Here is a 13,598-nt window from a genome sequence, read left to right as displayed (position 1 = left end):
CGACGATGTTTTCGACCCTTGCCGGCTGGCAGACCGTCGGCCTGCTGCTGCTGTCCAACGTCTTCATGACCTTTGCCTGGTATGGCCATCTCAAGGGACTGTCGACCAAGGCCTGGTGGATCGCCGCGCTGATCAGCTGGGGCATCGCGCTGTTCGAGTACCTGCTGCAGGTGCCGGCCAACCGCATCGGCCATGGTGCCGGATTCACGCTGGCCCAGTTGAAGATCACCCAGGAAGTCATCACCCTGGCCGTCTTCGTGCCCTTCAGCCTCTACTACATGGGCGAGCCGCTGAAGCTGGATTTCCTCTGGGCAGGGTTGTGCCTGATGGGGGCCGTTTACTTCATCTTCAGGTCGGCTTGATGACGATCCTGTGACGGCGCCCGGTAAACTGCGCGCCTTCAAGAAATCCGAGGATGGCCATGTTGTTTGGCAAGCTGCTGCCCCGTGAGGGCAATTTTTTTGAGCTGTTCAACGAACACGGCGGCTTCATTCTGGAAGGTGCACGCGCCTTCCAGAAGATGATCGAGAACTACGCCGACCCGGCGCTGCGCCAGCAGTACGCCGACGAGGTCGACAAGGCCGAGCATGCTGCCGACCGCGTCACCGCCGAGGTGAACCGCCTGCTGCACCGCACCTTCATCACGCCCATCGACCGCGAGCAGATCCACAGCCTGATCAACGCGATGGACGACATCGTCGATCTGCTGCAGGACTCGTCCGAGACGCTGTCGCTCTACGACGTGCGGGCCGTGCCCGAGCAGGTACTGCAGCTGTGCACGCTGTCGGTGCGCTGCTGCGAGCGTGTCCAGCATGCGGTCACGCTGCTGCCCAATCTGAGCAAGCCGGCGACGACGGAGGCCGCGCTGAAGACCTGCGAGGAGATCGACCGCCTCGAGTCCGACGCCGACCGTGTCATGCGCTCGGCCATGTCGCGCCTGTTCCGCGAGCAGGAGGATGTGCGCGAGCTGATCAAGCTCAAGGCCATCTACGAGCAGCTCGAATCCATTTCCGACCGCTGCGAGGACGTGGCCAATCTGATCGAGGGCATCGTCCTCGAAAACTCCTGATCGGCCCCCATGGCATCCGCTGAGATCGCCTTCTGGGTGGTGGCCCTGCTGGTCGTGCTGGCCCTGCTGTTCGACTTCATGAACGGCTTCCACGACGCAGCCAACTCCATCGCCACCGTCGTTTCCACCGGAGTGCTGAAGCCCCAGCAGGCCGTGCTGTTCGCCGCCTTCTTCAACGTCGTCGCCATCGCCTTCTTCCAGTTGAAGGTGGCGGCCACCATTGGCAAGGGCATCGTCGAGCCCGGCGTCGTCGACCATCACGTCGTCTTCGGCGCGCTGATAGGCGCCATCGCCTGGAACTTCATCACCTGGTGGTGGGGCATCCCGTCGAGTTCCTCGCATGCGCTGATCGGTGGCATCGCCGGTGCCGTCGTTGCCAAGGCCGGCCCTTCGGCCCTGGTGGCCGGCGGCATCTGGAAGACCGTCGCCTTCATCATCGTCTCGCCGCTGCTGGGCTACTTGCTGGGTTCGCTGATGATGGTCATCGTGGCCTGGATCTGCCGGCACAAGTCGCCGCTGCGCATCGACCGCTGGTTCCGGCGCCTGCAGCTGGTGTCGGCGGGCCTGTACAGCCTCGGCCACGGCGGCAACGACGCGCAGAAGACCATCGGCCTGATCTGGATGCTGCTGATCGCCGCCGGCATGGTCAGCGTCGGCGACAAGGCACCGCCCAGCTGGGTCATCGTCGCCTGCTATATCGCCATCGGCCTGGGCACCATGTTCGGCGGCTGGCGCATCGTCCAGACCATGGGCCAGCGCATCACCAAGCTCAAGCCGGTGGGAGGCTTCTGCGCTGAGACCGGCGGCGCCATCACCCTGTTCCTGGCCACTGCCATGGGCGTGCCGGTGTCCACGACGCACACCATCACCGGCGCCATCGTCGGCGTGGGGTCCGTGCAGCGTCCTTCGGCGGTGCGCTGGGGCGTGGCCGGCAGCATCGTCTGGGCCTGGATCTTCACCATCCCGGCCGCCGCGCTAATGGCCGGCGTCTGCTACTGGATCAGCTTCATCCTCTACTGACCGGCCTGGGACTCGAAATAGCGCTGGGCGCTGAAGGCGATGGTCGCCATCAGAGCCGTGCCGCCGACGAAAAGACAGAGCACGACACCGATGACGGCCGCCCAGCCGCCCGTCGACGCCGCCCGGCCGGCGTTGAAGCGCGCGTTCCAGCGCTCATCCGGCATCAGCCCATAGACGATGCCGCCCAGCAGCGCGGCGACGAGGCTGGCGCCCAGCCACGGGATGAGCACCCAGGCCAGGCGGTCGTCCTGGCCGAGATGGTCCATGCGCTGCAGGCCCGCCAGGCCCAGCAGGGTCGGCAGCGGGAACAGCCAGGCCCAGCGGTCTTTCAAGCCGTGCAGATAGAAGCGGTGCAGGCCGAAGACGCCGACGAGCAAGGCCAGCCACGTCGCGACGGCCTTGTGCTTGATGGCGCGGGATGGGTAAGCCTCCGTGCTGCGCACTTCGGGGCGATCGCCTTCGGGCGGCCGTGCGGCGCTCATTCGGCGGCGGCGCTGTCGCCCAGGCCCAGGGTGCGCTGCATCAGCACCACATCCAGCCAGCGGCCGAACTTCCAGCCGGCGCTCTTCAGCACGCCGGTGTGCTGGAAGCCCAGGGCGGTATGCACGCCGACCGAGCCGACATTGGCAGCGTCGCCGATGACGGCCAGCATCTGGCGTGCCCCGGCTGCTTCGCAGCGGGCCATCAGCTCGGCCAGCAGCAGCCGGCCCACGCCCTGGCCCTGGGTGGCGGGCGACAGATAGATGGAGTCCTCGACACAGAAGCGATAGGCCAGGCGAGGGCGGAAGTAGTTGGCGTAGGCATAGCCCTGCACCTCGCCGCCACGTTCGGCCACCAGCCAGGGCAGGTTGCGGCCCAGCACTTCGGCGCGGCGCCTGCCCATCTCGTCGACGCCGGGCACTTCGGTTTCGAAGGTGCCGGTGCCCTCCAGCACGGCCTGGGCATAGATGGCCTGGATGGCTGGCAGATCGGCGTCGGTGCTGGGGCGGATGGTCAGGGGCCGGGTGGCGGGGGCGGACTGTGACATTTGTCGGTTGAGAGGACTGCTTGAGAGAGGCTTGATCGAGTTTATAATGCTGGGTTTGGTGCTGGTCGCAGATGGCTGCGGCGTATCTACAGCGCCTCCCCCGGCAGGGGCTCCTGCCATTCGACTTGCTCGCCCTGAGTGTCTCCTCGTGCAGTGGTCGCCCAATTTTTAGGAAACATCATGGTTGTGATTCGTCTGGCCCGCGGCGGCTCCAAGAAGCGCCCCTTCTACAACATCGTCGTCGCCAACAGCCGCCAGCGTCGTGACGGCCGCTTCATCGAGCGCGTCGGCTTCTACAACCCCGTCGCTTCCGGCGCTGCCGAGAAGCTGCGCGTCGAGCAGGACCGCGTGAGCTACTGGATCGGTGTCGGCGCCCAGCTGTCGCCCACCGTGGCCCGCCTGGTTGGCGAAGCCAAGACGGCTGCTGTCGCCGCCGCCTAAAGCGCGTGGCAGGCAACAAGCCTCAGCAAGACGGCGCTTCGGCGCCGTCTTTTGCTTCCTGGCCCGACGATCTCGTGCCGGTGGGCCGCATCCTGGATGCCTGGGGCATCAAGGGCGGCCTCAAGGTGCAGGCCTATTCGGCCGACGCCGACGCGTTGTTCAGCGCCAAGCGCTGGTTCCTCAAGGCCACCGGTCCCAAACCCGGCCAGTTGATGCTGGCGGTGCGCTCGGTGCGCGAGCAAGGCGAGGGCATCGTCGCCATGGCCGAAGGCGTGGACGACCGCAATGCGGCCGAGGCCCTGCGCGGCCATGAGATCTATGTTCCCCGCAGCGACTTTCCACGCACGCCCGACGGCGAGTACTACTGGATCGACCTGATCGGCCTGGAGGTCGTCAACCGCGAATCGCAGGCCCTGGGCCGCGTCATCGGCCTGATCGACACCGGCCCGCATGCCGTGCTGCGCATCCTGCCGCCCGGCGTGGAAGAGCCCGCCAAACCCGACCAGGAAAGGCTGATTCCCTTTGTCGGCAACTTCATCGATGACGTGAACCTCGAAGCCAAGCGGATCACGGTCGACTGGGGCCTCGACTTCTGATTGAAGCCATGCGCTTCGACGTCCTGACGATCTTCCCGGAGCTGTTCGCGCCGCATCTGACGCATGGCGTCACGCGGCGCGCCTTCGAGAGCCGCCAGGTCGACGTGCGCCTGTGGCCGCTGCGCGATTTCGCCGAAGACAACTACCGCCGCGTCGACGACCGCACCTATGGCGGCGGCCCGGGCATGGTCATGCTGGCCGAGCCGCTGGAGAAGGCGCTGGCGGCCGTCAAGGCCGATCGTGGCGAAGGGGCGCCGGCCGTCATCCACTTCACGCCCACCGGTGCGCGCATCGACCAGGGCCGCGTGCAGGAACTTGCAGCCGGTCCCGGTGCCATCCTGCTCTGTGGCCGCTATGAAGGCATAGACCAGCGCGTGCTGGACCGCCATGTGACGCTGGAACTCAGTCTGGGCGACTTCGTGCTGTCCGGCGGCGAACTGCCGGCCATCACCCTGCTGGACGCCATCGCGCGTCTGCAGGAGGGCGTGCTGGGTGACGCGAAGTCCCATCAGCAGGACAGCTTCTCGGATGGCCTGCTGGACTGCCCGCATTACAGCCGCCCCGAAGTCCTTCCGGACGGCCGCGAGGTCCCGCCCGTGCTGCTGTCCGGCCACCATGCCGACATCCGCCGTTGGCGCCGCGAGCAGTCCCTGGCCCTGACCTCCGCCCGCCGTCCCGACCTGATCGCCGCCGCCCGGGCGGCCGGCAGGCTCAGCAAGGCCGACGAGGCCTTCCTGGCCAAGCTCTAGGCAAAACCCTCGTCCTCGGGCTATACTTGCGGGCTGTCCGATCCTCTGGCGGGTCGAGTGGTCCGGAAATTCCGGGCTGCAAACATCCCGATAAATAGCGTTCCGCCAAGATCCCTAGGAGTACAGATGGACCTGATCCAAACCCTTGAGCAAGAAGAAATTGCTCGCCTGAACAAGACCATTCCGGTTTTCGCCCCTGGCGACACCGTCATCGTCAGCGTCAACGTCGTTGAAGGCAGCCGCAAGCGCGTGCAGGCCTACGAAGGCGTCGTGATTGCCAAGCGCAACCGCGGCCTGAACAGCAGCTTCATCGTCCGCAAGATCTCCAGCGGCGAAGGCGTCGAGCGTACCTTCCAGCTCTACAGCCCGCTGATCGCCTCGATCGAAGTCAAGCGCCGCGGCGACGTCCGTCGCGCCAAGCTGTACTACCTCCGCCAGCGTTCGGGCAAGTCGGCACGTATCAAGGAGAAGCTGGCCTAATCGGCCGGTATCCCACCGCCAAAGCCGCCAGGGCGTACGCTCTCGGCGGCTTTTGTTTTTCCGCATGAAACGTCCAGCGATCACCCAGCCCCAGCTCGTGCCGGTCACGAGCGTCGACGACCATCTCCCCGCGGTGCCCGATCTCGCGCTGACCGCCTCGGCCGTGCGCGCCCGCCTGGCCGCCGTCGCGGCCTGGACGCCCGAGTTCGCCGGTGACGGCGGCCTGTTCGCCGATCGCGAGCCCGCCGGCGCCGCCGTGCTGGTGCCCCTGGTGCAGCGCGAGGCCGGCCTGAACCTGCTGCTGACCCGGCGCACCGACCATCTGCGCGACCACGCCGGCCAGATCAGCTTTCCGGGCGGACGCGTCGAGCCCGAGGACGACGGTCCGGTCGGGACGGCCCTGCGCGAGACCGAGGAGGAGATCGGCTTGTCGCGGCAGCACATCGAGATCATCGGCCAGCTGCCCGTCTATTCGACGGTGACGGCCTTCCAGGTGACCCCGGTCGTCGGCCTGGTCGAGCCCGAGTTCACGCTCAAGCTCGACGACTTCGAAGTCGCCGAAGCCTTCGAGGTGCCGCTGGCCTTCCTGATGAATCCGGCCCACCACCGCCACCATCGCTTCGAGTTCGCGGGCGCCGAGAGGCGCTTCATGTCCATGCCCTGGCAGGGCCCTGAGCGCGAGTACTTCATCTGGGGGGCGACGGCCGCAATGTTGCGCAACTTCTACCGACTGCTCAGCGACGCCTGAGCGCGCCACTATCATCCCGGCCCATGAATTTCTTCGCGGTGCTGCTGGCTCTGCTGTGTGAGCAACTCAAGCCCCTGAGGCACGGCAACCGCGTGCACCAGTCGGTCATCGGCTGGGTGCGCTGGACGGGCCGCAACTTCGACGCCGGCGACGAGCATCACGCGGCCGTCGTCTGGGCCATCACGGTCCTGGTGCCGGGCCTGGCGGTCGCCCTGGTCTACTGGGCGTTGCGCCACTTCAGCGTGCTGCTGGCCCTGGGGCTGGATGTCCTCATCCTTTACCTGACCCTGGGCTTCCGCCAGTTCAGCCACTACTACACGGACATCCGCGACGCCCTCGAGCGGGGCGACGACGCCACCGCACGCCAGTTGCTGGCCGAGTGGCGACATCTGGATGCCAGCGAGCTGCCGCGTACCGAGTTGATCCGCCACGTCATCGAGCATTCGCTGCTGGCGGCACACCGCCATGTCTTCGGCGTGTTCTTCTGGTTCATCGTCTGCTCGACCCTCGGCCTCGGCCCGGCCGGCGCCGTGCTCTACCGGATGGCCGAGTTCGCCGGCCGCTACTGGGCCTTTAAGAGCCGCACGCTGGACGCGCCGACCAACCCGCGCCTGCTCGCGCTGTCGCGCCAGGCCTTCGGCCTCATCGACCATGTGCCGGCGCGGCTGACGGCCACCGGCTTTGCCATCGTCGGCAACTTCGAGGAAGCCGTGAACGGCTGGCGCCGCGATGCCAGCCTCTGGCTGCATTCCAACGAAGGCATCATCCTCGCGTCAGCGGCCGGCGCCGTCGGCCTGCAGCTCGGCGGTGCGGCCGCGCCCGGCGTGACGCCGGACCGCAGCAAGACCTTCGATGCCGGCTTCGAGCCCGAGTCCACCGGTGCCGCCGGCTCGACGGCCGGTGCGCCGCCCCAACTGGGCCATCTGCAAAGCGTCGTCGGCCTGGTCTGGCGCTCGGTCGTGCTGTGGATGCTGCTGCTGGCGCTGCTGACTCTTGCCAACCTCGTCGGCTGATCCCATGAACTTCTCCGAACTGCCAGCCCTGGCTGAGCCTGGATTTGCCGCGCGCGTCCAGCATGCCCTCGACCACAAGACCAAGCCTTTGGGCGCCCTGGGCCGCATCGAGGCGCTGGCCCTGCAGCTCGCGCTGATCCAGGGTGTTGAGAAACCCGCGCTGCAGCAACCGCAACTCGTCGTCTATGCGGCCGACCATGGCCTGTCGCGGCGCGGCGTGTCAGCCTATCCGCGCGAGGTCACGCCGCAGATGGTGGCCAATATGCTGGCCGGCGGTGCGGCCGTTTCTGTGCTGGCCCGCCAGCAGGGCCTGGCGCTGACGATCGCCGACTGCGGCGTCGATGCGTCGCTGGCTGAGGGCGCCGTCGATTTGCGCATCGCGGCCGGCACGGCGGACGCGAGCGCCGGACCGGCGATGTCCATCGAACAGGCCGAGCGCGCGCTGCGCAATGGCATGGCCCTGGCCGAGCGCCTGCCCGGCAATGCGCTGCTGCTGGGCGAGATGGGCATCGGCAACACCTCGTCGGCCAGCCTGCTGATGCAGCGCCTGACCGGCCTGCCGCTGGCCGATTGCGTGGGCCGGGGCACAGGGCTGGACGACGCCGGCGTGGCGCGCAAGCTCGGCATCCTTGGCGAGGCCCTGGCGGCCAATGCCGCTGCGCAGACACCGTTGCAGGTCGCCGCGGCGCTCGGTGGCTTCGAGATCGTCACCATGGCCGGCAGCGTCATCGCCGCCGCGGCCCAGCGCCGCGTCGTCGTCGTCGACGGCTTCATCACGACGGCCGCCGTGGCGCTGGCCGAGGCGCTGCGCCCCGGCGTGCTTGCGGCCTGCGTGTTCGCGCATCGCTCGGCTGAAGGACCGCACGCGCGCTGGCTGCAGCAGCTGGGCGCGCGCCCGCTGCTCGACCTGGACCTGCGCCTGGGCGAGGGCAGCGGCGCCGCCCTGGCCTGGCCGCTGCTGACGGCGGCCTGTGCGCTGCTGGCCGACATGGCGAGCTTCGAGAGCGCCGGAGTCAGCAACAAGGACTGATCGCCGTGCGGCTCTTCATCGTCGCGCTGCAATTCCTGACCCGGCTGCCGGTGCGGCTGAACCGCTTCGAGCCGGCCTGGCTGAACGACTGCGTTCGGCATTTCCCGTTGGTGGGCGTGTTGGTCGGCGCATGCGGCGCCGCAGTGCTGGTGGGGGCTGCGCAGCTGTGGCCCGCCTGGATTGCCGCCTTGCTCGCGCTGGCCGCCACCGTGGCATTGACCGGCGGCTTCCACGAGGATGGCCTGGCCGATACCTTCGATGCGCTGGGCGGGGTGGTCGGCCGCGACAAGGCGCTGGCCATCATGAAGGACTCGCGCATCGGCAGCTATGGCGCGCTGGCCCTGGGGCTGTCGCTGCTGCTGCGCGCTGCTCTGCTGGCCGTGCTGGCGCAACGGCCCCTGGTGGGGGCTGTCGCTGCCTTGCTGGCCAGCCATGCGCTGGCGCGCGCTGCGGCCGTGGGCGTCATGGTCAGCCTGCCCTATGGCGGCGATGTCGAGCATGCCAAGGCCAAGCCGCTGGCGCTGGCAGTGGCGCCGCGCAATTTCGGCATGGCGCTGGGCTGGTGCGGGCTGCTGAGCCTGGCACTGGCGGCAATGGGCGTTCCACCCCTGCGATTGCTGGCCGCGTTGACGGCCGCGGCCGTCGTCGCGCTGCTGATGCGCGACTGGCTGCGCCGCCGCCTGGGCGGCTACACGGGCGACGGCCTGGGGGCCACCGAGCAGCTCGCCGAGATCGCGGTGCTGCTGGCCTTCACGGCGTCCGCCTGATGGCCGCCTTCACGATCTGGCGCCACCCCAAGCCGCGTGGCGCCGAGGGGCGCTGCATCGGCGCGCGCACCGATCTGCCGGTCGATCCCCGCAAGGCCAAGCGGCTGGCGCATCGCATCCGCGCCCATGCGCGCCGCCATGACCTGCCACGCGAGATCGTCACGTCGCCGCTGCTGCGTGCCGCAGCCGTAGGCCGCTGGCTGCGGTGCTGGGGCTTTCGCTGGCGGGTCGATGCGGCGCTGGCCGAGGCGGACTTCGGCCGCTGGGACGGCAAGCCCTGGACCGAGATCGCGCCGACCGAGTTCGAGCGCTGGATGGACGACTTCTGCGGCTTTGATTTCGAGGGTGGCGAGTCGCTGAATGCGCTGTTCGCGCGTGCCGCGGCCTGGCAGCCGCCTTGCGCCCTGGTGGTGGGACATGGCGGCTGGATCACTGCCCGCCGCTGGCGTGGCGAAGCGCCGACGCCGGCCAGTTGGCCCAAGCCGCTGGCCTATGCCGGCAGCCTGTCCGGCGATCTCTGAAAGCGGCGGCGCAGCGCCGCCGTCAACGCTGGCGTGGCCTGCATCGCCGGGGCCTCGATGAAGCGGAAGCTGACATGGCTGACGAGCACCAGGACGGGAGCCAGCGCCAGGGCCCAGGCCCAGTGGACGCCGGCGTCTAGAGCCGCGCGGTCCGCACCGAGCGCGAAATGGAAGAGACCGAACAGCAGCAAGCCGTGCAGCAGATAGATGCTGTAGGCCATCTCGCCCAGCAGTCTTGAGGCGGGATGCAGCAGCAGGCCGAACAGCGTGTTGCCGCAGGCGACCAGCACGAAGGCGATGGTCAGCGGCACCAGCACGCCATAGTCGGTGGCCAGGGGGAAGAGGCCCACCGCGGCAACCGCTGCCAGGATGAGCAGGCTGGCGACGCGGCTTGGGGCCAACCGGCACAGCGCGGGCCAACGCACCGCCCAGGCCGCTGCAATGCCGCCGGCAAAGGCCCACAGATGCACGGGCAGGGCATGCCAGTCCAGCAGCGCCAGCAGGCTCACGAGCCCCAGCAGCAGATAGGGCCAGCGCGCCCGCACGCCCACGGTCAGCGCCAGCAGCGGCAGCATGCCGTAGAAGAACCATTCATAGGGCAGGGACCAGGTCACGCCGGCAACGACGATCTTGGTCGCCTCGACCTGGTTGATCGGCGGGTTGCCGTACATCGTGAAGCCCAGCCAGCGCAGGGCCTGCTTGGTGACGGTGCGCGCGGGCTCGTGCAACTCGCCGCCGGACAGCACGGCCACCGTCACGAACAACAGCCCCATGACGACGAGATACAGCGGCAGCAGGCGCAGCAGCCGCGACACGAACAGCTTCAGCCAGTCCAGCGGGCGCTGGCGCGAGTCGATCAGCTTGGAGAAGAACAGGAAGCCCGTGATCATGAAGAAGACCGCGACGCTGCTGTGGCCCAGGTGGGTGTAAAGCCGCGACGGCGGCAGCTTCCACTCGCCGCTGTGCTGATAGAAATACCAGATGCAGGCGTGGTGCAGAAAGACGCCCAGGGCCAGATAGCCGCGCAGGCCATCGATGCCGGCAAAGCGGCCCGGCGCCTGGGGTGCACCGGAGCGCCGCTGCAGCAGCGCTGCGGTGGCAAAGGCCAGCAGCAGCGCCGCGACGGCGGGCAGGGGGCTGACGGGGCCGAGCAGGTCCAAGCCCGGCCTACTTCAGCACCGTCTGCTGCATGAACAGCACGGTGGCGTAGAACTGGAAGTCCTGGTTGTCCTTCTTCTGGAAGCCATGGCCCTCGTTCTCGGCGCGCAGATACCAGACCTTGGTTCCGCCCTGGCGCACGGTGGCGACGATCTGCTCCGCCTCGGTATAGGGCACGCGCGGGTCGTTCTTGCCCTGGATGACGAAGAGGGGCTTCTTGATCTTGGCTGCATTGGTCAGCGGCGAGATCTTCTCCAGGTGGGCCTTCATCGCCGGATCGCGCTCGTCGCCGTATTCGACGCGGCGCAGGTCGCGGCGATAGCTCTCGGTGTTGTTCAGGAAGGTCACGAAGTGGGAGATGCCGACCACGTCGATGGATCCGGCGATGCGGTCGGAATAGTTGGTCGACACGGCCAGCGTCATGTAGCCGCCGTAGCTGCCGCCGGTGACCAGGACGCGCGAGGCGTCGAGGTCGGGCTGGGTCGCGATCCAGTCGAGCAGGGCGCCGATGTCCCTGACCGAGTCCTCGCGCTTGAAGCCGTTGTCCATGGCCAGGAAGCTCTTGCCATAGCCGCTGGAACCGCGCACGTTGGGCTGGATCAGGGCCATGCCCAGTTCCTGCACATAGTAGACATTGCGGCCGAGGAAGCCGAAGCTGGCCTGGGACTCGGGGCCGCCGTGGATGGAGATCAGCACCGGGCGCTTGCCGCTGAACTTCTTGGGCGGCGGGGTGAGCAGGCCCGAGATCGTCGTGCCGTCAAAGCTCTTCCAGCGGACGATCTTCTGCTCGCTGAAGCCCGTGGTGTCGAGGCTGCTGGCGGCGCGCGTCCATTGCTGGACCTTGCCGTCCGCGCCCAGCGAATAGATCTGGCTGGGCCCCTGGGCATTGCTGATCGAAAAGGCGAGCTCGCCGTTGCCGTGGTGATAGGACGCGCTGCCGACGTTGCCTTCGGGCAGTTTGGGCAATGCGGCAGCGGGCATTTCCTTGGCCGTGGCGGCGTCAAAGAAATGCAGCTCGTCGCGGCCGTCGACATTGAACTGGGCCGCCAGCTTGCTGCGGTCCTCGGTCAGCGTGACACCGCTGACGTCCCAGGGGATGTGGCCGCTGATGCGGTCGATGCGGCCGCTGCCCAGGTCCAGCTTCATCAGCTCGCGGAACTCGCCGGCGCGGTCGCTGGCGATCCACAGGGAGCGACCGTCGGCCGTCCAGCCGGCCGGCGAATAGGTGGCCTTGGTTTCCTGGCTGCCTATGGCCGGTGCCACCTGCTTGGGTACGCCGCTGTCCAGGTCCAGCATCCAGATCTGCGATTCGTTGGCCGACAGATAGCGTGTCAAGGAGATCAGGCGCTCGTCGGGCGAAGGACGGCTGGCTGCCCAGCCCCCGCCATCGAGTTCGGCCAGCTTGCGCCGGCCTTCGGGCTTTTCGGGGTCCATCAGCCACAGCGTCGTCGTGATCTTGGTGCGCGTGCCGCCCTGGGCGGTGCGGTCGATGGGCACCGAGGAGTAGACGAGGCGGCCACTCTTGCGCAGCCAGGCGTTGATCGAATGGCGCTCGTCGGGATTGGTCAGCAGCACCGGCTGGGCGCCGGCTCGGGTCAGCGGCAGGCGGTAGATCTGGGCGACCTCATTGCCGCCGGTGGCGCGCTCGAAGACGATGTACTGGCCCTTGCGCGGCTCGTAGCTGGCGCGGGTGACGGGATCGATGCCGTCGGTCAGTTGCTCGCCGTCGGTCAGCGGCGTCGTCACGCGGAAGATCTGGGCGGTGTTGGCGCCGGCCTTGCGGTGGCTGACCAGCATCTCGCGCTGCGTGGGGTGCCAATCGGAGAAGGCGTGGCCGCGGAAGTCGTTGTAGCGGCCAACGGCGTCCGCGAGGGATTGCGGCACGGCCGGGATGCCCTGGACGACCAGGTTGGCATTGGGGGCGACGACGGCCGTGGGGGCAGGCGTGGAGGTGGTGGAGGACGCGCAGGCGGCCAGCAAGGCCGTGCTCAGGGCGCAGACGGAAAGACGGATGCGAATCATGGGGCCTCAAAAGGGAATGGGCGCTCGAAGCGCCCATTCTCGGTCTGCCCGGCCTCGGGTCTAACCCGGCATGACTTGGGTCATGCCGTCTGCTGGATGCCGGCGATCAGCCAGCCCTCGCCGGCCTTGACCAGATGCCAGACCTCATCGAAGTCCTCGGCCGCCTGCTCACTCTTTTCGCGCACCAGGCCCGAGAAGCGCACGGAGACGATTTGCTGGCCGTCCTCGGTGGCGACGTCGACGACGCGGGCGTCGAGCTGCAGCACCTCGGTGCTCTGGGTCTGGGCACCGCGCTCCAGCAGGTCGTGCTGGATGCTGGCGTACATCTGCGGCGTCGTGAAGCGGCGCAGGTCGGCCTGGTCGCCGGCATCGTTGGCAGCCTGCAGGCGGATGAAGACCTGCTTGGCCAGCTTCTCGAAGCCTTCGGTATCAAAGTCGGCCGGTGCAACGGTTGCTGCGCTGGCCGCCGCCATGGGTGCGGGAATCCATGCCGGTTCGGCGGCACGCAAGCTGGCGCCGTTGGCACCCGCCAGCTGCGGCTTGGGCGAAGCAAAGCGACGCACCAGGAAGCGGATCACGAAGACGGCGACGATGCCGAGCAGCAGCAGCGTCATCAGGCTGGCCAGTTCGCCGCCCAGGCCGAAATGGCTGGCCAGCGCGGCCAGGCCCAGGCCTGCGGCCAAGCCGGCGATGGGGCCGAGCCAGGAGCGCTTGGGGGCGGCGGCAGGCGCGGCTGGCGTTGCTGCTGCCTGCTTGTTGGGAGCCGCCTGCTGGGGCGCCGGCTGCTGGGCCGGCGGCGTCTGGGGGGTGGTCTGGGTGGGCACGCTGCGCTTCATGCCGCCACCGCTCAGGCGCTTGGCTTCAGCGTCATGGACGGGCAGGGCGACGGCCAGCAGGGCGGCCAAGGTGACAGCGAGGATGCGGTTCAAACGAGTCTCCTGAAGAGCGAGCCCGAAG

The 13,598-nt window shown here is 68.2% G+C and carries 17 protein-coding genes; 12 read left to right on the top strand and 5 right to left on the bottom strand.

The genetic code is table 11. The features are described 5' to 3' along the window. Nucleotides 1-5: 5 nt before the first annotated feature. The 3 genes from J2X20_RS01340 to J2X20_RS01330 are packed head-to-tail and all read left to right on the top strand — an operon-like array spanning nt 6 to nt 2,089. Entirely contained in the window at nt 6-362 is a 357-nt protein-coding gene (locus J2X20_RS01340) for a DMT family protein (RefSeq protein WP_310259745.1), read from the top strand. A 59-nt stretch (nt 363-421) separates the two neighbouring features. After that, entirely contained in the window at nt 422-1,069 is a 648-nt protein-coding gene (locus J2X20_RS01335; protein ID WP_310265055.1) for a DUF47 domain-containing protein, read from the top strand. 9 nt (nt 1,070-1,078) lie between these two features. Next, nucleotides 1,079-2,089 (top strand): inorganic phosphate transporter, encoded by a 1,011-nt coding sequence (locus J2X20_RS01330; RefSeq protein ID WP_310259742.1) that lies wholly within the window; start codon nt 1,079-1,081, stop codon nt 2,087-2,089. On the opposite strand, the gene J2X20_RS01325 is transcribed toward J2X20_RS01330, so the two are convergent. Next, complete coding sequence (locus tag J2X20_RS01325) at nt 2,083-2,571, bottom strand: NINE protein (RefSeq protein ID WP_310259738.1); 489 nt, start codon at nt 2,569-2,571, stop codon at nt 2,083-2,085. The two genes, J2X20_RS01330 and J2X20_RS01325, sit on opposite strands and share 7 nt — an antisense overlap. Continuing rightward, on the bottom strand, nt 2,568-3,116 hold the full coding sequence (locus tag J2X20_RS01320; RefSeq protein WP_310259733.1) for a GNAT family N-acetyltransferase: 549 nt from the start codon (nt 3,114-3,116) through the stop codon (nt 2,568-2,570). Before J2X20_RS01320 ends, J2X20_RS01325 begins: the two co-directional genes overlap by 4 nt. Nucleotides 3,117-3,296: 180 nt before the next feature. On the opposite strand from J2X20_RS01320, the gene rpsP reads away from it, so the two are divergent. From rpsP to J2X20_RS01275, 9 genes are all read left to right on the top strand, one after another. Continuing rightward, the gene (gene rpsP, locus J2X20_RS01315; protein WP_310259731.1) at nt 3,297-3,557 is read left to right on the top strand and encodes a 30S ribosomal protein S16; all 261 of its coding nucleotides are present in this window, start codon (nt 3,297-3,299) and stop codon (nt 3,555-3,557) included. A 5-nt stretch (nt 3,558-3,562) separates the two neighbouring features. After that, entirely contained in the window at nt 3,563-4,153 is a 591-nt protein-coding gene (rimM, locus tag J2X20_RS01310; RefSeq protein ID WP_310259727.1) for a ribosome maturation factor RimM, read from the top strand. Nucleotides 4,154-4,161: 8 nt separating this feature from the next. Continuing rightward, nucleotides 4,162-4,902 carry a tRNA (guanosine(37)-N1)-methyltransferase TrmD gene (trmD, locus tag J2X20_RS01305; RefSeq protein WP_310259724.1) on the top strand — a complete coding sequence of 247 codons (741 nt, stop codon included), beginning with the start codon at nt 4,162-4,164 and terminating at the stop codon, nt 4,900-4,902. 126 nt (nt 4,903-5,028) lie between these two features. Continuing rightward, complete coding sequence (gene rplS / locus J2X20_RS01300; protein ID WP_310259721.1) at nt 5,029-5,382, top strand: 50S ribosomal protein L19; 354 nt, start codon at nt 5,029-5,031, stop codon at nt 5,380-5,382. Nucleotides 5,383-5,446: 64 nt separating this feature from the next. Further along, nucleotides 5,447-6,130 (top strand): CoA pyrophosphatase, encoded by a 684-nt coding sequence (locus tag J2X20_RS01295; RefSeq protein WP_310259716.1) that lies wholly within the window; start codon nt 5,447-5,449, stop codon nt 6,128-6,130. A gap of 23 nt (nt 6,131-6,153) precedes the next feature. Next, nucleotides 6,154-7,143, top strand: a complete 990-nt coding sequence (locus J2X20_RS01290) for a CobD/CbiB family protein (protein WP_310259712.1) — start codon at nt 6,154-6,156, stop codon at nt 7,141-7,143. 4 nt (nt 7,144-7,147) lie between these two features. Beyond that, nucleotides 7,148-8,173, top strand: a complete 1,026-nt coding sequence (cobT, locus tag J2X20_RS01285) for a nicotinate-nucleotide--dimethylbenzimidazole phosphoribosyltransferase (RefSeq protein ID WP_310259709.1) — start codon at nt 7,148-7,150, stop codon at nt 8,171-8,173. Nucleotides 8,174-8,178: 5 nt separating this feature from the next. Then, nucleotides 8,179-8,940, top strand: a complete 762-nt coding sequence (cobS, locus tag J2X20_RS01280; protein WP_310259706.1) for an adenosylcobinamide-GDP ribazoletransferase — start codon at nt 8,179-8,181, stop codon at nt 8,938-8,940. Beyond that, complete coding sequence (locus J2X20_RS01275) at nt 8,940-9,461, top strand: histidine phosphatase family protein (RefSeq protein WP_310259703.1); 522 nt, start codon at nt 8,940-8,942, stop codon at nt 9,459-9,461. Before cobS ends, J2X20_RS01275 begins: the two co-directional genes overlap by 1 nt. Here J2X20_RS01275 and J2X20_RS01270 read toward each other — a convergent pair. The 3 genes from J2X20_RS01270 to J2X20_RS01260 form a co-directional block, all read right to left on the bottom strand. Further along, nucleotides 9,431-10,621: an acyltransferase family protein gene (locus J2X20_RS01270; protein ID WP_310259700.1), complete on the bottom strand. Its 1,191-nt coding sequence runs from the start codon at nt 10,619-10,621 to the stop codon at nt 9,431-9,433. The genes J2X20_RS01275 and J2X20_RS01270 overlap by 31 nt on opposite strands. A gap of 7 nt (nt 10,622-10,628) precedes the next feature. Further along, a complete protein-coding gene (locus tag J2X20_RS01265; protein WP_310259697.1) occupies nt 10,629-12,641 on the bottom strand; it encodes a S9 family peptidase in 2,013 nt (670 codons plus the stop codon). 80 nt (nt 12,642-12,721) lie between these two features. Then, nucleotides 12,722-13,570 (bottom strand): Tim44 domain-containing protein, encoded by an 849-nt coding sequence (locus J2X20_RS01260; RefSeq protein ID WP_310259694.1) that lies wholly within the window; start codon nt 13,568-13,570, stop codon nt 12,722-12,724. Nucleotides 13,571-13,598: the final 28 nt, after the last annotated feature.

Source organism: Roseateles saccharophilus, from assembly GCF_031458095.1.
In the GTDB taxonomy this organism is placed as follows: Bacteria; Pseudomonadota; Gammaproteobacteria; order Burkholderiales; family Burkholderiaceae_C; genus Pelomonas; species Pelomonas saccharophila_A.
Note: the sequence above shows the minus strand (reverse complement) of the source record. Positions and strands in the feature narration are given on the sequence as shown.